15 protein-coding genes are annotated in these 19,012 nt (G+C 63.1%); 13 read left to right on the forward strand and 2 right to left on the reverse strand.

What is annotated here, in order from left to right:
• Positions 1-232 precede the first annotated feature (232 nt).
• The 11 genes from flgK (at position 233) to IHE49_RS15570 (ending at position 11,312) form a co-directional block, all read left to right on the forward strand.
• A complete protein-coding gene (flgK, locus tag IHE49_RS15520; RefSeq protein WP_192159555.1) occupies positions 233-2,125 on the forward strand; it encodes a flagellar hook-associated protein FlgK in 1,893 nt (630 codons plus the stop codon).
• 13 nt (positions 2,126-2,138) lie between these two features.
• Positions 2,139-3,350 (forward strand): flagellar hook-associated protein FlgL, encoded by a 1,212-nt coding sequence (gene flgL, locus IHE49_RS15525; RefSeq protein ID WP_225578489.1) that lies wholly within the window; start codon positions 2,139-2,141, stop codon positions 3,348-3,350.
• Between the two features lie 266 nt (positions 3,351-3,616).
• On the forward strand, positions 3,617-4,282 hold the full coding sequence (locus tag IHE49_RS15530; RefSeq protein ID WP_343227588.1) for a class I SAM-dependent methyltransferase: 666 nt from the start codon (positions 3,617-3,619) through the stop codon (positions 4,280-4,282).
• A 104-nt stretch (positions 4,283-4,386) separates the two neighbouring features.
• Complete coding sequence (locus IHE49_RS15535; RefSeq protein WP_225578490.1) at positions 4,387-5,856, forward strand: aminotransferase class I/II-fold pyridoxal phosphate-dependent enzyme; 1,470 nt, start codon at positions 4,387-4,389, stop codon at positions 5,854-5,856.
• A 2-nt stretch (positions 5,857-5,858) separates the two neighbouring features.
• Positions 5,859-7,391 (forward strand): amino acid adenylation domain-containing protein, encoded by a 1,533-nt coding sequence (locus IHE49_RS15540; RefSeq protein WP_192159557.1) that lies wholly within the window; start codon positions 5,859-5,861, stop codon positions 7,389-7,391.
• Between the two features lie 5 nt (positions 7,392-7,396).
• Positions 7,397-8,215, forward strand: coding sequence for a GNAT family N-acetyltransferase (locus IHE49_RS18685; RefSeq protein WP_192159559.1), 819 nt, complete (start codon positions 7,397-7,399; stop codon positions 8,213-8,215).
• Positions 8,212-8,442 carry an acyl carrier protein gene (locus tag IHE49_RS15550; protein WP_192159561.1) on the forward strand — a complete coding sequence of 77 codons (231 nt, stop codon included), beginning with the start codon at positions 8,212-8,214 and terminating at the stop codon, positions 8,440-8,442. The genes IHE49_RS18685 and IHE49_RS15550 overlap by 4 nt, the downstream gene beginning before the upstream one ends.
• Positions 8,439-9,515 carry a ketoacyl-ACP synthase III gene (locus IHE49_RS15555; protein ID WP_192159563.1) on the forward strand — a complete coding sequence of 359 codons (1,077 nt, stop codon included), beginning with the start codon at positions 8,439-8,441 and terminating at the stop codon, positions 9,513-9,515. The genes IHE49_RS15550 and IHE49_RS15555 overlap by 4 nt, the downstream gene beginning before the upstream one ends.
• Entirely contained in the window at positions 9,515-9,739 is a 225-nt protein-coding gene (locus tag IHE49_RS15560; RefSeq protein WP_192159565.1) for an acyl carrier protein, read from the forward strand. The genes IHE49_RS15555 and IHE49_RS15560 overlap by 1 nt, the downstream gene beginning before the upstream one ends.
• A gap of 4 nt (positions 9,740-9,743) precedes the next feature.
• Entirely contained in the window at positions 9,744-10,514 is a 771-nt protein-coding gene (locus tag IHE49_RS15565) for an SDR family oxidoreductase (RefSeq protein ID WP_192159567.1), read from the forward strand.
• Positions 10,515-10,559: 45 nt separating this feature from the next.
• A complete protein-coding gene (locus IHE49_RS15570; RefSeq protein WP_192159569.1) occupies positions 10,560-11,312 on the forward strand; it encodes an SDR family oxidoreductase in 753 nt (250 codons plus the stop codon).
• 7 nt (positions 11,313-11,319) lie between these two features.
• Here the strand turns inward: IHE49_RS15570 and IHE49_RS15575 are convergent, their stop codons facing one another.
• Entirely contained in the window at positions 11,320-11,955 is a 636-nt protein-coding gene (locus IHE49_RS15575; protein WP_192159575.1) for a NeuD/PglB/VioB family sugar acetyltransferase, read from the reverse strand.
• A gap of 139 nt (positions 11,956-12,094) precedes the next feature.
• The gene (locus IHE49_RS15580; protein WP_192159577.1) at positions 12,095-15,652 is read right to left on the reverse strand and encodes a glycosyltransferase; all 3,558 of its coding nucleotides are present in this window, start codon (positions 15,650-15,652) and stop codon (positions 12,095-12,097) included.
• 408 nt (positions 15,653-16,060) lie between these two features.
• Here IHE49_RS15580 and IHE49_RS15585 point away from each other — a divergent pair, with 408 nt between their 5' ends.
• Positions 16,061-17,308, forward strand: coding sequence for a flagellin (locus IHE49_RS15585; protein ID WP_192159579.1), 1,248 nt, complete (start codon positions 16,061-16,063; stop codon positions 17,306-17,308).
• 193 nt (positions 17,309-17,501) lie between these two features.
• Positions 17,502-19,007: a flagellar filament capping protein FliD gene (gene fliD / locus IHE49_RS15590; RefSeq protein WP_192159581.1), complete on the forward strand. Its 1,506-nt coding sequence runs from the start codon at positions 17,502-17,504 to the stop codon at positions 19,005-19,007.
• Positions 19,008-19,012: the final 5 nt, after the last annotated feature.

Raw genomic sequence — 19,012 nt, forward strand, 5'->3', positions numbered from 1 at the left:
GGCCAAGCCGCGCGCTGCCGCATGGCGGCTACGGCAAGGCAACCCTGCGGGCTGGGTCTGTTTGCCCGCATGCCGGCGTCATCACTCAGTCGTGGACGGACGTCCACTCCTTCGTTCTTCCTTGGCCTGCGCGCAAACAGCTCCCGGCGCGGGCCATGGGGAGGCCATATACCGGCTCTAAAGATCCCGGCTGGCCTGCCGAACCAGTAGTCGAATTCCGGAGGTTTCGGTCATGTCCAGCCTGTTAAACATCGGTGTCACCGGGCTCAATGCGGCCCAGCTCGCCCTGCAGGTCACCGGCAACAACATTGCCAATGCCAGTACCGCGGGCTACAGCGAACAGAGCGTCCAGCAAGTGGACATGGTGGGCCAGAACAATGGTCGCTACACCATGGGCACCGGTGTGGACGTGATCGGCGTGCAGCGCGCCTACAGCCAATACCTCACGCAGGCGCTGTGGAGCAGCAACAGCACCATGCAGGGCGCCACCACCACCGACAACCTCACCACCGCGCTGAACGGCCTGTTGCAGAACAGCGGCAACCTGCAGACCGCGCTGGACAGCTTCTACGGTGGCTTCAACGACGTGGCCAATTCGCCCAGCGACCTTTCCTCGCGACAGGCCTTGCTGGGTGACGCATCCACGCTAACCGCCGCTTTCAATACCTTCGGCCAGCAGCTCGACCAGCAGCGCCAACAGATCAACACGCAGATTTCCAGCACCGTCAACGACATCAACTCGGTGGTGCAGCAGATCGCCACACTCAATACCAGCATCAGCCAGGCCGGCAGCACCCAGCCCAACGCGCTGCTCGACCAGCGCGATCAACTGGTCAACCAGCTGGCGGGAGATACCGGCATCTCTGTCGCCGCGCAGCCCGACGGCACGCTGAGCATCTACAGCACCTCCGGGCAGGTGATGGTGAGCGGCAGCTATTCTTACGGTTTCCAGGTGGGTAGCAGCCCCTACGACACCAGCACCACCGACGTGCTCAATGCCAGCGGCACCGACATCACCTCCAGCCTTTCCGGCGGCACGTTGGGCGCATTGTTGTCGTACCGGACCAACACGCTCGATGCGGCGCAGAACCAACTGGGGCGCACCGCACTGGCGGTGGCGCAGAGCGTCAACACACAGCAGTCGAATGGCCTGACCCTGACCGGGGCCAATGGCCAGCCGATCTTCGTGGTGCCGTATCCGAGTGTGGCCGCGATGAAGGCCAACCTGGGCACCGCCACGGTGAGCGCCAGCGTGAGCGACATTTCGTCGCTCACCAACGACAACTACATACTCACCTATACCGGAAGCAGCACCTCGCCCTCGGTCAACGGCTGGTCGCTGGCGACCACCAGCGGCACCTCGGTGGCGATGACCGCCAATGCCAACGGCACGCTGTCGGCCAACGGCCTTACCTTCACGGTGTCCAATGGCGCGCAGGTCGGCGACAGCTTCCAGATCCTGCCGACCCAAAACGCGGCTTCCGGTATCTCGGTGGCTACCAGCGACCCCAATGCCATCGCCGCGGCTGCGGCATTGATCGGCACGCCCGCCAGCGCCAACACCGGCGGTGCCACGGTGAGTTCGGTGAACGTGGCGGACAGCACCAACGCCAACCTGTTCTCCGGCGCCACGGTGACGTTTGGCGCAGGCAACAGCTACACCGTCACCGACGGTGCGGGCAATACCACCACCGGCACCTATACCAGCGGCACGCCGATCCAGTTCGACGGCTGGAGCATGAGTCTCAGCGGCACCCCGGCCAGTGGCGACAGCTTCACCGTGGCCGAGAACAGCAGCGGCCTGAACGACAACTCCAACGCGCTGACCATGGCCGGGCTGGGCAACGTCGGCGTGCTCGATGGCGGCAAGACCACCACGGTCGGGGCCTATGCCAACCTGACTAACCAGATCGGCTTGGCGGGCAGCATGGCCTCCAGCAATCTCACCACCCAGACCGGCCTCTACAACCAGGCGACCAGCGCGCAGCAAAGCCTGGCGGGCGTCAACCTGGATCAGGAGGCGGCCAACCTCATCAAATACCAGCAGGCCTACCAGGCTTCCGCGCAGGTGATCTCCACCTCGCAGACCCTGTTTTCCAGCCTCATCACCGCCATCCAGGCCTAGTGGGAGCGTCTCCATGATCCGAGTTTCCACCAGTTGGATGTACCAGCAGGCGCTGGGTTCCATGCTCAGCCAGCAGGCGTCGATCGCCGATACGCAGAACCAGGTGAGCAGCGGCCAGCGCATCAACCTGGCCTCCGACGACCCCAACGGCGCCGCGGAAGTGGTGTCGCTCAACCACGTGCTGGCCAACAACACGCAGTACACCTCCAACATCAACAACGCCAACGCGCGGCTCTCCACAGAGAGCAGCACGCTCGACTCCTTCAATTCGCTGCTCAATCAGGTGGATTCGATGGCGATCCAGGGCATCAACGGCACGCTGTCGTCGTCCGATCGCCAGGACATGGCCACGCAACTCGTGCAGATCCGCGCGCAACTGGTGCAACTGGCCAACACCTCGGATGCCAACGGCAACGCGTTGTTCGCGGGCACCAGCACCACCTCCACGCCGTTCGTGCTCAACAACGATGGCTCGGTGACCTACAACGGCAACGGTTCCAACCAGATGGTGAGCATCGGCAGCGGCCTCACCCTGCCCGACAGCGACAATGGCGCCGCGTTGTTCATGAACACCCCGCAGGGCAACGGCTCGTTCGCCGCCAGCGCCGCGGCCGGCAATACCGGCACCCTGCTGGTGGGCGCCAACAGCGTCACCAACGCCACGCAGTGGGCCGCGGCCACCGCCGCCGGCCCGGTGAACTATACGATCAGCTTCGACGCCGCCGGCAACTGGACGGCTACCGATGCCGGTGGCAACACCGTGGCCACCGGCGCCTACCAGAACGGCGGCAGCATCAGCTTCAACGGCATGAGTATCGCCCTGAGCGGCACGCCCAACGCAGGCGACACGGTGAGCGTGCAATCCGGCCAGACGCAGAGCGTGTTCTCCACGTTGACCAACATGATCAACGCGCTGAACAGCACCAGCACCAGCAACACGCAGCTCAGCAACACCCTGAGCCAGCAGATGGCATCGCTCGGCCAGGCGCAGAACCAGATCTCCGCCACCCAGACCGACGTGGGCGGTCGCCTGAACCGCCTGAGCCAACAGCAGACCGCCTACAGCGGCCTCACGCTGACCTACCAGACCGTGCTCTCCGGCGTACAGGACACCGACATGGCCAGCGCCATCAGCCAGCTGGAGCTGCAAACCACCGCACTGCAAGCTTCGCAGCAGGTATTTGCGAAGGTGCAGGGGATGAGTCTGTTCAACTACATCCAGTAGCGGGCTTCGGTGCGGACGGTTGGCGCGGTCCGTGCTTCAGATGATCTGGGTCGATATGTGGCGCTGGCGGTTTGACGTCATCGTTCTGCGTGGCCCGACAGATAGGGCCTGAGCCGTCGTTGCTGGGCAGACCCGCTGCAGATTCATGGAGGCGATCGTTGCCGGTATCGCACGAGCCGGCCTGAAGTTGGCAGCAGCCAAGCCCGGCCCATGCCCCCCGAATTCGATGAGGGAGCTTGCTTGTTATGGCATCAATGATTCCAGCCGTGGATCACACGGCGTTGCGGAACCTGTTTGGCGAGGCCCGGGTGAAGAAGGGCATCGACGACATCTGGGATGTGGTTGGGGCCATATTCGAAAAGGAGCAAAAGGAGCTGCCGCCGTCGCTGGCCATGGCGCGCAAGGAATTGTCCTTTCACGATCATGTGAAGTTGCTGGGCTATCTCTGCCTGCTGATTGGCGAGGTGCCGGGGGACCTGGTCGAGATCGGCGTGTGGAAGGGCAAGTCGCTTTGCTTCATGAGCCAGATGTGCGGCAGGAAGCGGCGCCTGTTCGGAATCGATCCGATGGAGCTCGAGCGGCAGGCCGATGAGCTTGGGTTCTATCACGGCAAGCTGTTCGCCGAGGCGACGCTGATACGCGGATACTCGGAGCTGGCGGCGGAGCGCTTTCTGGCGAATTCGCCCAAGGTTGCTTTGCTGCACATCGACGGCGGCCATGCTGGCCGCAACGTGCTGCTCGATTTCCTGCTGTACTCCACCTGTGTGGTGAGCGGCGGTTTCGTCGTATTCGACGATTATGGAGATCACCTTTATTCGCCCGAGGTTGGCCCGGCAGTCGATCTGCTGCGGGCTGGCGGGTACTTCAATGGTTTCCGGGTGATAGGCCCGGTTGCGGGCTTCGAAAACAGCTACCTGCTGCAGCGCCTGTGACATCGTGCGCAGCCAGGATGCGTGCCGACGCCTATGGGTAATGCCGTCGGCACCTGGTTGGGAATTCCGGTCCGGGGCTGCGCCTAGCAACGACATTGTTATCGATGGGTATCCGGTCGCGATTACCGTTACGCACCGTGGGATTTTCCGCAGAGGCTGCTGCAGGTCCTGCAGCGGATGTTTGTGAAGGTGCGGAAGATGCGTCCGTTCAACCGCATCCAGCAGTCGGGCTTTGTAAAATCGCTTGGCGCGATCCATGCTTCATGACCTGGTCGGCATCCTGTGGCGACGGTGATTTGACGCCGCCATTTGGCTCGACAGGCTGGGTTTGTGCTGTCGCTGCCGCACAAGTCCGATACAGACCTCGTGCGGGGAGATTGTTGCCGGTGTTGAACAAGCTGACCAAGACCATACGCAGCAAATCCGACCTCGCCATTCACGATGCGCCGCCGGCATTCGCCGAGCCGCTGCACGTAGGACGTCCCAACATCGGCAACCGCGACGCGTTCCTGCGCCGCATGGAGCAAGTGCTGGACAACCAGTGGCTGACCAACAACGGCCCGATGGTGCAGGAGTTCGAGCAGCGGATTGCCGAGCACTTGGGAGTGAAACACTGTGTGGCGATGTGCAACGGCACCATTGCGCTGGAAATCGCCATCCGCGCGCTGGGCCTGTCGGGTGAAGTGATCGTGCCGTCGTGGACCTTCGTGGCCACCGCACATGCGTTGTACTGGCAGGACATCATGCCGGTGTTTGCCGATATCGACCCGGTTACCCACAACCTTGATCCGGCTGCCGTGCGCCGAATGATCACGCCACGCACCAGCGGCATCATCGGCGTGCACCTGTGGGGACGGGCGGCGCCGGTGGAGGAACTGCGAGCCATTGCCGACGAGCACGGATTGAAGTTGATGTTCGACGCAGCACACGCCTTCGGCAGCACTTATCAGGGACAGAGCATCGGTCGCTTTGGCGAATGCGAGGTCCTCAGTTTTCATGCCACCAAGGCCTTCAACACGATGGAAGGCGGTGCCGTCGTGACGAACAACGACGAATTGGCCGAGGCCATGCGTCTGATGCGCAATTTTGGTTTCAAGGGCTATGACAACGTCATACATCCGGGAACCAATGGCAAGATGATCGAGGCCTGCGCCGCGATGGGTCTTGCCAATCTTGACGGCTTCAGCGAGGTCGTGGCCGCCAACGTGCGCAACCACGCAGCCTATCGCGAGGCGTTGGCAGGCATACCGGGCATCTCGCTGCTGGACTACGACCCGGCCGAGCGCAACAGCCACCATTATGTGGTGATCGAGGTAGACGAGTCCTGTCCGGTCACTCGCGACGACATCATCGTGGCACTGCACGCGGAGAACATCCTCGCCCGCAAGTACTTCTGGCCTGGCTGCCACATGATGAAACCCTATCGTGATCTGTTTCCGCACGCGGGTTTGCTGCTCGAACATACGCGATTCGTCGCCGAGCGCGTGGTCGTGCTGCCCAACGGCACGGCGCTCACGGATGAGGTGACCGCCGTCATTGCCGATACTTTACGGGTGCTGGCCACGGACATTTGACCATGATGCTCAACGTCATCGATTTTCTCGAGCAAGGCGCGTTGCGGCGTTTTCCCGACAAGGCTGCGATCGTCGAGGGCGGCCGGGTGCTCGCGTTCGCCGAGCTGGCTGCAGGTGCCAAGCTATGTGCTACGCAACTCGCGCGCCGCTTGGACGGAGTCAATCAGGCAGTCGCAGTCTACCTGCCCAAATGCGCCGAAACGGTGATCGCGAACCTGGGCATCGTCTATAGCGGCAATGCCTACTGCAATCTGGACATCAAGTCGCCGGCGCAGCGCATACGCAATATCCTGGACAAGATCGGGCCCGCCTGTGCGATTACCTCGCGTGCTCTTGCCGGCACTCTGCGCGATATCGTCGGTCCGGACCTGGAGATCGCGTGCGTCGAGGATATCCTGGAAGGCGAGATCAACGATGCCCTGCTTCAGGATCGCTTGCGGCGAGTTATCGACACTGATCCCCTGTGCATCATCAATACATCGGGTTCGACCGGCACTCCGAAGGGTGTGGCACTCAGTCACCGGGGCACCATCGACTTCATGGAGTGGTTGTTCGCCACTTTCGATTTCGACGAAAGCGTGCGCATCGGCAGCCTTTCGCCGCTGTATTTCGATATCTACATCCTCGAGTTGTTCCTCTGCCTGTACAAGGGGGCGACACTCGTTTTCGTGCCCGAGCAAACGGCGACGTTCCCGGCTCGCCTGCTCGAGTTCCTGCACGACCAGCGAATCAGCTTCCTGTTCTGGGTACCCTCGATCATGGTGGCCATCGCGAACCTGGATCTGCTCGGAAAGTACGACCTGGCTGCCCTGGAAAACATCTTCTTCGCCGGCGAGGTATTCCCCACCAAGCAGCTCAACCACTGGCGGCGGACCCTGCCGAAGGCGCGCTTCGTCAACCTCTACGGGCCGATCGAGATCCACGTCGACTGCACCTATTTCATCGTCGACCGCGAATTCGACGACGACGAACCGCTACCCATCGGCCGTCCCTGTCGAAACACCGACATCCTCATCCTCGACGACGAAGGGCATTCATGTGCGCCCGGAGAGCGTGGCGAGCTATGCGTGCGCGGCAGTTCGCTTGCGCTCGGGTATTGGAATGACCCGGACAAGACGGCCCGGGCCTTCGCGCAAAACCCGTTGAACACGCGCTATGCGGAACGCATCTATCGCACCGGCGACGTGGCCTGGCGCCGCGAAGACGGCGAGATATTCCTGGTCGGGCGCAAGGATTTCCAGATCAAGCACATGGGATACCGGATCGATCTGCAGGAGATCGAACATCAGGTGCATTGCGTGGAAGGCATCGGCCAGGCCTGTGTGCTTTACAACCAGGCCGTCAAGGAAATCACATTGTTCTACGAGGTGCTTTCCGCGGATGTGGAGCCGGCGCACATCCGGCGCAGACTTGCGGAGATCTTTCCGAAATACATGATACCCACGGCATTCCGCTCCATGGCGTCCCTGCCGAGAAACCCCAACGGCAAGGTCGACCGCAACGGGCTGGCCATTCTGCTGTCCTCGCCGCAATGAAACGCGTGACCGAAGCCGGCGTGCTGCTGGAAGCCATGGACCGGATCGAGCGCAGTGGCGCGGAATTCGCCGTCAGTTTCTTCGCGCCGGCGTCGAAGATCGAGGTGTGGAGCGCGGAGGGGGTGCTCTCGATACTGCCGTGCGAAGGCGCGCTGCTGATACTGCGTCACGATGGTCCGTTGCTGCGGGTCAGCCACCTGGCATCCGATCAGCCGTCATTGTCGGCAGCGCTCGGAAAACTCATCGCGATGATGCCGGACCAGCTCATGGTGGCCGATCTCGTCGGCAAGCCGGGAGATATCGAGCGGGTTGCCCAGGCATATCGTCGACACGGGTTCGCGCCATATGCGCAACTGGTGCGCATGCAACGCATGGGTGTGCCGACCATGACAGCGGATGGCGTGGTGGGCGTCGAACTGGCTCGGGCGGAGGACGTGCCGACATTGCATGCCTTCATGCAGCGTTGGCTGGATCCCTTGTCGGAGCAGATACAAGGCGTGCGAGAACTGCAGGAGGCCGTGGCCGCGAGTGCCGTGTTCGTGGTGCGGGCGGGTTGCGAGCTGGCGGGCTTCCTGATCCTGGAGGCCACGGGACAGAGTGCGGTGCTGCGCTATTGGCATGTCGCCGGCCATTGTCACGGCCAAGGTATCGGGTCCCGACTCATGCATGCCTTTTTCGGCCGCTGCGCATCGAGTCGACGCGTTACGCTGTGGGTGGTCGCCGACAACGTCGACGCCATTGCCAAATACCATCATTACGGATTCAGCGAAGACGGCATGATTGACAGCATCATGGTGAGGCGAGCGGAGACGGCGACGCGATGAAAAGCATCCTAGATATCCTGTCCGGCATCCGCCCCGAGTTCGATTTTTCGGCGTCGCAGGATTACCTCGCCGACGGCATGCTCGATTCTTTCGACATGCTCGCCCTGGTTTCGGATCTGGACAGCGAGTTCGGTATCCGCATCGAGGGCACGCAGATCGTGCCGGAGAACTTCTGCAACCTGCAGGCGATCCGCCTGCTGCTCGGCAGATACGGTGTCGACGCATGAATCTCGTCTTCCACGGGAAAAGGATCGAGGGGCTGCTGGCAGTGCTGCCAGCCAACGAGCGCCTGTTCGTCGACGAGATGGACCAGTTCGATTTCCCGCGTGCGCGCTCTTTGAAGCTCAAGGAAGTCATGGGCTACGACCGCCATCGGATCGTTGATGGCCCGGTGTGCGTGTCCGACCTCGCGGTTCACGGTCTCGAGCATCTGTTCGCGCAGGGTCTGCTGGGTCGCGACGATTTTGATGCGCTCATCCTGGTGACCCAGTCGCCCGACTACTTCATGCCGGCCACCAGCAGCGTGATTCAAGGCCGGCTCGGGCTCAAGCACGACATGTTCTGCATGGACATCAACCAGGGTTGCGCCGGCTTTCTGATCGGCCTGTACCAGGCTTTCATGCTGCTGGAGCAGCCGGCCATCCGTCGCGTGGTGCTGGTGAATGCCGACGTGATGAGCCGCAAGGTGTCCGTGCGCGACCGCAACAGCTATCCCTTGATCGGCGATGCCGCGTCGATCACCGTGATCGGCCGTTGCGACGACGACGCGCCGATCCATGCCAATCTCAAGATGGACGGCAGCCGGCGCGATGCGTTGATGATACCGGCCGGCGGGATGCGGGAACCGTCGAGCGCGGAGACGCGCGAGCTGCATGCAGACGCGGAAGGCAACCTGCGGGCACGCGACGACCTGGTGATGGATGGCTCGGCGGTCTTCAATTTCGTCCAGACCGAGGTGCCCCCGATGATCGAGGCCTTGCTAGCGGCTGCGCAGACGGAGGCCGCTGCGGTGGACACCTATCTGTTCCATCAGCCCAACCGGTTCATGCTGCAGAAGCTGGCCGACAAGTTGCAGGTACCCTACGCAAAGATGCCAAGCAACGTGGTGGAGCATTTCGGCAATTCCAGCGGTGTCACGATACCGCTTGCATTAGCCCTGAACCTGCGCGAGCAGGTCTTGGACAAAACACTTACGGCGGTACTCGGCGGCTTCGGCGTCGGGCTCACATGGAGCTCGATGCTGCTTCCGTTGGGGCCATTGGCATTCTGCGACATCATCGACTATCCACGGGTGCACTGATGGAAGAGTTTCTGAAGGAAATGGCCGATATCCTCGACGAGGAAACCGTCAAGGAAGATGACCGGCTTGACGGTTTCGAGTCCTGGGATTCGCTCGCCGTTCTCTCGGTGGTTGCGATGGCGGATTCGCGCTACCGCGCCACATTCGCGGCGCGGGAGATTCGCGGCGCCACCACTGTCGGAGACCTCTATCGGCTGCTGTCCGCGGGGGCTAGGGCGGGCTGAGCGCGTGAATACGCCTTCACCCAATCCGCTTGATCTGACCGGTTGCCGTTACCTCGTCACGGGGGGCGCATCCGGCATCGGGCGCGCCACTGCGGGTTTGTTCGCGGCGCTCGGTGCACGTGTCAGTCTGATTGATCTCGACGGAGGGGTGCTCGGTGAGCTCGCTGACAGCCTGCCGGGCAGCGGGCACGACTATCATGTTCATGATCTTGCCGACGTTGACGGCATCGATGCTCTCGTGCGCAAGGTCGTGTCCGAAGGCGGATTGCTGCATGGCATGGTCCACGCAGCGGGAACCCAGGTCGTGATGCCGGCGCGTGACATCAAGCCGGAAACCTGGCGGCATATCCTCGCGGTCAACACCGAGGCAGCATTGGCGCTTGCGCGCAACATGGCTCGCAAGCGCGTGTGCCAGGGAGGCGGGTCGGTGGTGTTCATCTCCAGCATCATGGCCTTGGCCGGCGGCGCCGGTTCGGTGGCGTACTCGATGAGCAAGTCGGCCTTGCACGGGCTCGCACGTTCCCTTGCGCTGGAACTGGCGCCGATAGGCGTGCGGGTGAACTGCATTGCACCTGGTTTCGTGCGCACGCCGATGTTCGATCGGCTGGAGCGCGGCTGGGATGCGGCGCAGCGCGATGCCGTCGAAGCCTTGCACCCGCTCGGTTTTGGCGAGGCGGAAGACATTGCCCATGCCGCTGCCTTCCTTGTCGCAGCCACTGGCCGCTGGATCACCGGCACGGTGCTGGTGGTCGACGGTGGCTATCTTGCGAAATGACGGGACACCCGATTACAAGGGAACGACATGACAGAGCCGGAAACCATGCCTCGGGATGAAGGCTGCCTGCTGATTACCGGTGCCTCCTCTGGACTGGGCAGCGAGATGGCGCGGCGGTTTTCCGCAAGCCATCGCCTGATTCTCGCCGGACGCGACGAAGCGCGTCTGCAGCGCACGCGATCGACCTGCCATGCACCGGAGCGCCAGTTGATCTGGCGCCACGATCTGATGGATGTGGAAGGCATCGCCGGCCAGCTGGGCGATTTCCTCGCGATCAACGACGTGCGTGTGGCCGGGCTGGTCCACAGTGCCGCCCATCTGAGCGTGCTGCCCTTGCGCAGCCTGACGCCGGACATGGTGCTGGACACGTTCCGTGCCAACGTATTTGCCGCGATGGAACTTGTCAGGACATTGACGAAAAAGCGGGTCAACCAGCAGCGGTTGGGCGCCGTGGTGTTCGTTTCCAGTATCGCCAGTCAGTTCGGTGCGAAGGGCTTCTCCGCATATAGCGCCAGCAAGGGTGCGCTCGACGCGCTGATGAAATCGCTGGCGGTCGAGTTGGCGCCTGGCGTGCGCGTGAATTCGGTACTGCCCGGTGCGCTGCGCACCGCGATGACCGAGTCGATGTTCGATGATCCCGGGATGGCTGACCGCCTGGCTGCCGACTACCCGCTGGGTATCGGCGTGCCTGCCGACATCGTCGACGCCGTCGAATTCCTGCTTTCGGAAAAGGCGCGCTGGATCACCGGGCAGCAACTGGTGGTGGATGGCGGACGGACGACCAACATCACGGCTTGAACCGCATTCAGTGCAACGGCTTGGCCGGGTTGCCAAAGACGGTTTGTCCAGCGGCGACATGGCGGAGCACCACGCTGCCCATGCCTACCGTGGCACCAGAGCCAATTTTCTTGCCGGGATGAATGATCGCGCCCGCGCCGACCAGTACACCTTCGCCGAGGGTCACGCTGCCATTGATGCTGGCCCCGCCCAGCAGCGAGCAATAGGAGGCGATCACGCAATCGTGTCCAATCGCCGTGCCACCGTTGACCAGCACGTGTTCACCGAGGGTGGCGTCGGACGAGATCGAGCAACGCGGAAAGATCATCGTCCCTTTGCCGATCGTGAGGTTGACGCCGAGCAGGGCGGATTCATGCGTGTACGTGCCGGCTTGCCAGCCCAGAGCGTCGAGCTCGGCGGAGAGCCGCTTGCGTTCCATGGGATTGGCGACCGCAATGAGATATTCGACCCGCTGCAGCCGACGGGCCTGCTCACGGCTCATGACGGGAATGCCGTCGTAGCTGTCGAACGCCGCGTCGTCGACCACGAAGGCCGCCATGCGCGCCCTGGGCCGGCCATCTCTGGCGGTTTTCATCCAGCCCCACAACTCGCGGGCAAGCCCACCCGTGCCGAAAATCACCAGGGGGAGGTCGGCGGCGTGCATGTCGTTTTCCATTCGGAGGCGTGGCCTTTGATGCGTCGGGCGAGGGAATTCTGCACGATGCCAGGTTCCCGGCAACGGGCGGCCTGCACGGAAAGTGGAGCCGCCGGGAATGCCGTGCCCATGGCAGATGCCCCTGTCATCAATCCGGCAGCCAGGCGTCGCGCCAGGCAGTCAGGTTGTGGCCGGTGAGCATCCAGTCGCGCAGCACCACCTCGCGCAGCGCATCGCCCATCCTGGCCGTGCTGTCGCGGTCGGCAATGTGCATGCGAATCGCGTCGACCCACTCCTTGAAGCGGTTGCGCACGCGCGTCACCGGCAGGTCGCCGCGATAGCAGACGATGTCGCTGCATACCACGGGAAAGCCACAGGCACCGTACTCGAGCAGCCGCAGGTTGCTCTTGCAGACGTTGAACAGGTTGTCTTCCAGCGGAGCCAGCGCAAGGTCGAGATCGAGCGAGGCCAGCTTGGCCGGGTACTGGGCGATCGGCACGCCGTTGTGGAACTCGTGCATGTATGGGCGCAGTTTTTCCGGACACATGCCGAAGAACACCCATTCCACTTCGTCGGCCAGCTCGCGCACCACATCGGCGATCAGCTCCAGGTCGCCACGGTGGCTGCTGCCACCGCCCCAGCCCACTCGAGGCTTGGCGTCCTTACGGCGTTCGCCGCGTACTTCGCTCCACCACTCCACCGGCAGGCGGTTCTCCACTACCCGGATGTCACTGTGCAGGCCGGCAAACGCCTCGGCCAGCGGCGCGGTGGATACCACGAAGCGATCGGTGAAGCTCACCGCTTTGCGCAGGGATTTCAGGATGTCCTTGGGTATGTCGGCGCGGTGCACGCTTTTCAGCGGAGCGTTCGGCAGGTAGTCGTCCAACTCGTAAACTTTGAATGCACGGCTGAACTCCCGGTAGTTGCGCAATATGCGCAGTTGGCTGCCGGTGGTCTGACGCTGCAGCACGATCGTGTCGGGCGCGAAGCGCTCCATCAGCACCGGGCTGAAATGCGTGCTGCTGACCATGCCTTCGGCCAGGTTTTCGCGCCGCATGGAATGGAGGGGCTGCATGATGCGGTAGTGACCGCAGCCGGCTTCATCGGCGGCAATGCAGAACAGGTTCGGCAACACGGGCCGTTCGAAGGGTTGCCAGGCCTGGGCGCGCGTTGCGTCGAGGTCGAAACCGGAGCCGGTCAGGCTGAGGTTGCGGTTGTAGGCCGGGTCACGGGCCAGCAGAGGCAGCCACTTGCGATACATCGCTTCTTGTTCGCCCCTGAAGCGAGCGGCCTTGGCATCGTTGTCGGTCTTGTCCACCTTGGTCTGGCTGACGCTGCCCTCATGCATCAGGCGTGCATACGGCGTCCACACCGTGAGATAGCCGGCCCGGTGTGTCTTCAGGCAGAGATCGACGTCGTTGTAGGAAACCTTGAAGTCCTGTTCGTCCAGGCCGCCGACTTCGTCGTACACCGACTTGCGGATCATCAGGCACGCGGCGGTTACCGCGGTGTAGTTCTGGTCCACCAGAAGGCGATGCATGTAGCCCGGGGCATCCATCGTTTCGCCGATGTAGGGATGGTCGGCCGGGCCGCGCAGGCCCAGCACCACGCCGGCATGCTGGATGCGCCCGTCCGGGTAGTGCAGCTTGGCGCCGACGATGCCCACTTCGGGCCGTTGCGCATGGTTGAGCAGGGCTTCGATCCAGTCGTCGTGCAGCACCGCGGTGTCGTTGTTGAGCAGGACCAGGTACTCGCCGCGCGCTTGCGCGGCGGCGAAGTTGTTGATGGCGGAATAGTTGAACGGGTGCGGCCAGCGCAGCACCCGCAGCTGCGGATTGTTCAGGCTTTCAATGCCGTCGAGATAGGCGCAGGTGGCGGTATCGCGGCTGTCGTTGTCGACGATCAGCAGTTCATAGTTCCTGTAGCTGGTCTTGGCCAGCAGGCTGTCGATCAGGCCGTTGAGCATCGGCAACTGGTCGCGCGTGGGGATGATGATGGAGACAGGGGGCTGGCGGTTGTTGAGATAGCGCACGCGATGGATGCCGGTGGAAGCATCCGTTGCGACGTCGTGGGCGATACCCAGGCGATCGAGGTGGTTCGCCACGATGGCGGCGGAATGCTCGCGCACGGAGGGCGAGGACAGCCAATGTCCGAAGGGCTGACTGGCGTGGTACAGCACTTCGGCCAGATGTCCGACCGATGCCAGGCCTTGTTGTTCGATGCAGCGGAACACGAAGTCGTAATGTGCGAGCGGGCCGTGCTGCGCATCCAGTCCGCCCAGCGCGAGCAACACCTCCCGGCGCATGGCCAGGACCCGGCCCGGGTAGGGGTAGCTGCGCAGCATGTCCAGATTCAGATCGGGCTTGAACACCGGTTGCCCGTAACCCTCGTCGCCACGTGCATCTTCATCGACGTAGCAGCAGGCATGCTCCGGATGCAGGCCGGAGTTGTCTGCCAGCAGCAGCAGCGCATGGGGCGCCAGTTCGTCCCCGGCGAACAGCGGCAGCAACCAGTCCGCATCGCTGGTGGCCGCCAGTTCGTTGATACGCGCCGCCCAGTCGCCCCGATGGGGCTGCGTGTCGGCATCGTCGCCGGGCATGTCGGCGCGATCCGACAGCACGGTGACATGCAGGGTGCGATGTTGTTGCGCGGCGAGGCTGTCGAGGCTGGTCTGCACCTCGGCAGGGTTGCCGTCGACGTCGATCACGAACACGTCCACCTTGCATGGCGCCTGGCGACCCTCTGCCAGTGCGGCTTGCGCCGGCGACAGGCGTTGTGGCTCCAGCCATTGGCGATACTGTTCACGGGGCGAAGTCGGATGACTGGCGATCGACAGCGTGGCATGTGGCTCCAGCACTGACGTGCGGAAGTAGTCACCATGGTGGATTGCGGTCGTGGCGTTCATGTAGGCATGGGTCACACCCATGGCCAGCAGGCGCTCGTAGGTATCCCAATCGCCCGGGCAGCAATACTTCCAGTTCGTACCGGCGCTGCGGAAGGTCTTGAGGCCGGCGTGGCAGAGGCTGCTGATGCTGGAAATGCCGCCCTGCTGGAGCTCGGCATTGCCGACGACGCCTTGTTCATTGCCGTGGTCGTCGAGGAAGCGGACGTTCCCGTGCACCCATTCGACCCGGTTGGCCCGGGCTACGTCCAGCAACGAAGACAGGTGGTTGGGCAAGTATTCGTCGTCGTCGTTGAGCACCGCGATCCACGAGCCACGGGCCACGCGCAGTCCGAAGTTGTAGGGCTTGGTGCCGGCGACGTACCACATGGGCGCCTTCATCGTGGGGTACTTGCCACGATGGCGCAGGTTGTGGAAATGGACGCGCGGATCGATGGTGGCGGCCTCGCGCAGCAGGGCGGCCTGTTCCTCGGCCATGCAGTCGCCGATAACGAGCAGCTCCCAGTTCGTGTAATCCTGACGCAGCACGCTGGGCAGCCCGCGCTCGATGAAGATGCGCGCGCGCTGGTAGGTGGGCACGATGATCGAGACCAGCGGCTGCTCGCCATAGGCGTCGTCGTAGCGCGGGCTGCTGCGTACGCGCTCCAGCCGTTCCGCGTCGTGGCGCCTGTGCCTGGGCTTTTCGCGCAGGGCGTGCTCCTCGAAGAACTGCTGCATGAAGTCGATGCGCTGCTGCAACGCGTCGATCTGCTGCTGCATGGCCTGCTGGGTCGTGGCGGATATCGTCGCTTCGCTGTTTGACATGATTCGGGTGTGCTCTGCCTTCTTGGCGCCACGGGGCCGGCGGGCGCATCGCATCTGCCGGTGCCTTGCGAGTCGTGCAGACAGTACCGGCATCGCCGGTTTTCTGTCGGTTGGGAAACAGCCTGAAAGATGCCAGCAAACATGGTGCCAATCCGCGAGACCTCTCCTTACCAATAGGTGGGCGCGAGACGGCTGTCGGGTGTGATCCGTCATCCATGGCCCAACCGGCTTCTTCTGGCGGACGGTAAAGGCCGGGGTGGCGCACGTTCCGTGCCAACAAAAAATATCGCTCAAGAACCCTGTGCCAGCGCCGAAACGCACCCTGAGGCGGTTGGCACTCCGGTCTGAGGAGCACCGCCGGAGAACGTATCCGACAGCTTCAAGACCGACCTTTTCAGGAGACACCCCATGGCACTGGTTATTAACACCAACATCGCCTCGCTGCAGGCGCAGAACAACCTGGTCAGCTCGCAGAACGCGCTGAACCAGGCCACCGAGCGCCTGTCTTCAGGCCTCAAGATCAACAGCGCCGCCGACAATGCGGCGGGTTACGCGATTGCGAACCGCTACACCACCCAGATCGGCGGCCTGCAGCAGGCCAGCTCCAACGCGTCGGACGCCATCAATCTGGCGCAGACCGCCGGCAGCGCGCTGGACCAGGTCACCTCCAACCTCAACGCCATCCGTGATCTGGCCGTGCAGGCTGCCAACGGCACCTACTCCGCCTCCGACCGCGCTTCGATGAACGTGGAAGTACAGCAGCGTCTGCAGGAAATCAGCCGCATCGCCAACCAGACCACGTTCAACAACTCCAATATCCTGAACGGTGCGCTGGGCAACACCACCTTCCAGGTGGGTGCCAACGTGGGCCAGACCATCAGCGTGGATCTGCAGACCAACGTGCAGGCTTCCGCGATGGGCGGCATCGGCGCCTACGACTCGGGCAACCTGAGCGGCGCGTTCGTCACCAGCGGCTCCAACCCGGTTGCCACCGGCCTGGACATGAGCACGATCACCATCGGCCTGACCGGCTCCAATGGCGCATCCAGCAGCATCACGCTGAGCGGCGTCGCCACCAGCGCGCAGGCACTGGCCGATGCGATCAATGCCCAGACCAGCGGCGCCGTCAATGCGGCGGTGGATGGCAATGGCGGCATCAACATCTTCACCAGCACCACCAGCACCGGCTTCAGCGTTTCGGGCGGCGCGTTTGACGCCGGTTCCGCAGGCGGTGCCAGCGACAGCCTCACCTCGTCCGCAACCACCGGCGGCGTGGCGGGCCTGGCGTCGGGCAGCTACACCGCCGGGACTGCCATCAATTCCGCAACCAGCGGGACGAGTGGCATGCTGGCCAACGGCGACGTGAACAGCGTTCAGGACGCCAATGCGCTGATTGCCCAGGTCGACTCGGCCCTGTCCACGGTCAGCAACTTCGCCACCCAACTGGGTGCAGTGCAGAACCGCTTCCAGTCCACCATCTCGACGCTGTCGGCGCAGACCACCAACCTGCAGTCTTCGCAGTCCACCATTCAAGACGCGGACTTCGCGGCCGAAACAGCAGCATTGAGTCAGGCGAGCGTGCTGCAGCAGGCGGGTATCTCGGTGCTGGCGCAGGCCAACTCCAATCCGCAGATGGCGCTGAAGCTCCTGCAATAACAGCAAAAGGGAACCACCCGCACCGCATGCGGCGGGCGGTTCCACCTCACAATGGCGACCCGGTCCCGGGTCGCCATTGGCACGAGGCTCCCTGGTAAAGCCCATGTGGTTGGCGTGAGTTTTGCCTGTGAACCTTGATACCGCGTCTGGATACTCCCGCCGGGCGGGATCGGATCGCTAAAGGAACGCCTCCATGACCTACATCTCTAGCGTCGGCTCCAGCACCACAGCGGGCAGCTACACCGGCAGCACCAGCGCCAGCAGCGGCACGAGCAGCAGCGGCTACAGCAACTACAGCGGCAGCACCAGTTCAAGCTCCGGCAGCTACAGCAGTGCAGGCAGCAGCGCCATACTCAGTTCGCTGGGCGTGGGCTCCGGGCTGGACGTGAATTCCATCATCAACGCGCTGGTGAATGCCAAGGCCGCTGGCCCCAAGCAACAGATCAGCAGCCAGACCACGCAGCTGCAATCGCAAGAGGCTGGATTGACCGCGCTCAGCAGTGCGCTCAGTTCCATGCAGGATGCGCTCACCACGCTGGGTAGCGTCACCACCTATACGACCTACGATTCCACGCTCAGCAACACCGCCGTGGGCAGCGTCACCACCCAGTCCAGCGCGCAGCCAGGCACCTACAGCTTGGTGGTGAACAGTCTCGCTACTGCGCAGAAAAGTGTCAGTAATGCCTCCGCCTCGGGTACCCCGGTGGGCGCCGGAACTTTGACGGTGACCGTCGGCGGCAACGCGATGAACATCGCGGTTGGCGCGAGCGACACGCTCAGCACCATCGCCTCGGCGATCAACGGTTCCAGCAGCAACCCCGGCGTGCAGGCCACCGTGGTCAGCGGAACCAATGGTCAGCAGCTGTTGTTGACCTCCACCAGTACCGGTGTGGCCAACGCCTTCACCGTGACCGCCAGCTCCGACAGCAGCAGTGGCCTGAGCAGTCTGGCATCCGCATTGAACACACCGAGCAGCGCAGCGACCGACGCCAGCTTGAGCATCGATGGCATCGCCGTGACCAGCGCCAGCAACACGGTGAGCAGCGCATTGCCTGGCGTTACGCTCAGCCTTGCGGCGACCGGCTCCTCCACCTTGACGATCGCGCAGGATCCCAGTGCGATCACTACGGCGGTCAACAATTTCGTCTCCGCCTACAACAGCTATGCCTCCACCGTGACTTCGCTGGACAGCTATGACCCGACCACCCAGCAGGCGGGCGTATTGCTGGGCGATTCCACGCTGATGTCGATACAGCGTCAGGTCAACAGCATTCTGAGCGGCGGTGTGGCGGGCAACAGCATCGGTTCGTTGGCGGCGTTGGGCATCACGCGCAATGCCGACGGCACGCTCAGCGTGGACAGCAACCAGTTGAGCAGCCAGATCCAGAGCAACCCAAGCGCGGTGCAGAACCTGTTCGCCGGCAGCAACGGTTACGCCACCACGCTTGGCAATGCGCTGACCAGCTTCAGCGGAAGCGGCGGCATCATTTCGACGCGTATCAGCAGCATCCAGTCGCAGCTCACCAATCTGAGCCAGGAACAGACGGCGCTCACCGCGCGTATGACCGCCTATGCGACCCAGCTGCGCCAGCAATACACCGCGCTGGACACGCTGATGTCCACCTTGAAAAACACCAGCAGCTCCATCACCACATCGCTGAACGCGATGCTGAACAGCAATTCTTCTTCGAGCGGCTGACGGAG

It is taken from the genome of Rhodanobacter sp. 7MK24, from assembly GCF_014842995.1.
In the GTDB taxonomy this organism is placed as follows: domain Bacteria; phylum Pseudomonadota; class Gammaproteobacteria; order Xanthomonadales; family Rhodanobacteraceae; genus Rhodanobacter_A.

Bases quoted from the DNA above. Each gene is read 5' to 3' on its own strand.
- flgK (WP_192159555.1), top strand. From the start codon at position 233: ATGTCCAGCCTGTTAAACATCGGTGTCACCGGGCTCAATGCGGCCCAG.
- flgL (WP_225578489.1), top strand. From the start codon at position 2,139: ATGATCCGAGTTTCCACCAGTTGGATGTACCAGCAGGCGCTGGGTTCC.
- IHE49_RS15535 (WP_225578490.1), top strand. From the start codon at position 4,387: ATGGGTATCCGGTCGCGATTACCGTTACGCACCGTGGGATTTTCCGCA.
- IHE49_RS15540 (WP_192159557.1), top strand. From the start codon at position 5,859: ATGATGCTCAACGTCATCGATTTTCTCGAGCAAGGCGCGTTGCGGCGT.
- IHE49_RS15550 (WP_192159561.1), top strand. From the start codon at position 8,212: ATGAAAAGCATCCTAGATATCCTGTCCGGCATCCGCCCCGAGTTCGAT.
- IHE49_RS15555 (WP_192159563.1), top strand. From the start codon at position 8,439: ATGAATCTCGTCTTCCACGGGAAAAGGATCGAGGGGCTGCTGGCAGTG.
- IHE49_RS15560 (WP_192159565.1), top strand. From the start codon at position 9,515: ATGGAAGAGTTTCTGAAGGAAATGGCCGATATCCTCGACGAGGAAACC.
- IHE49_RS15570 (WP_192159569.1), top strand. From the start codon at position 10,560: ATGCCTCGGGATGAAGGCTGCCTGCTGATTACCGGTGCCTCCTCTGGA.
- IHE49_RS15575 (WP_192159575.1), bottom strand. From the start codon at position 11,955: ATGCACGCCGCCGACCTCCCCCTGGTGATTTTCGGCACGGGTGGGCTT.
- IHE49_RS15580 (WP_192159577.1), bottom strand. From the start codon at position 15,652: ATGTCAAACAGCGAAGCGACGATATCCGCCACGACCCAGCAGGCCATG.
- IHE49_RS15585 (WP_192159579.1), top strand. From the start codon at position 16,061: ATGGCACTGGTTATTAACACCAACATCGCCTCGCTGCAGGCGCAGAAC.
- fliD (WP_192159581.1), top strand. From the start codon at position 17,502: ATGACCTACATCTCTAGCGTCGGCTCCAGCACCACAGCGGGCAGCTAC.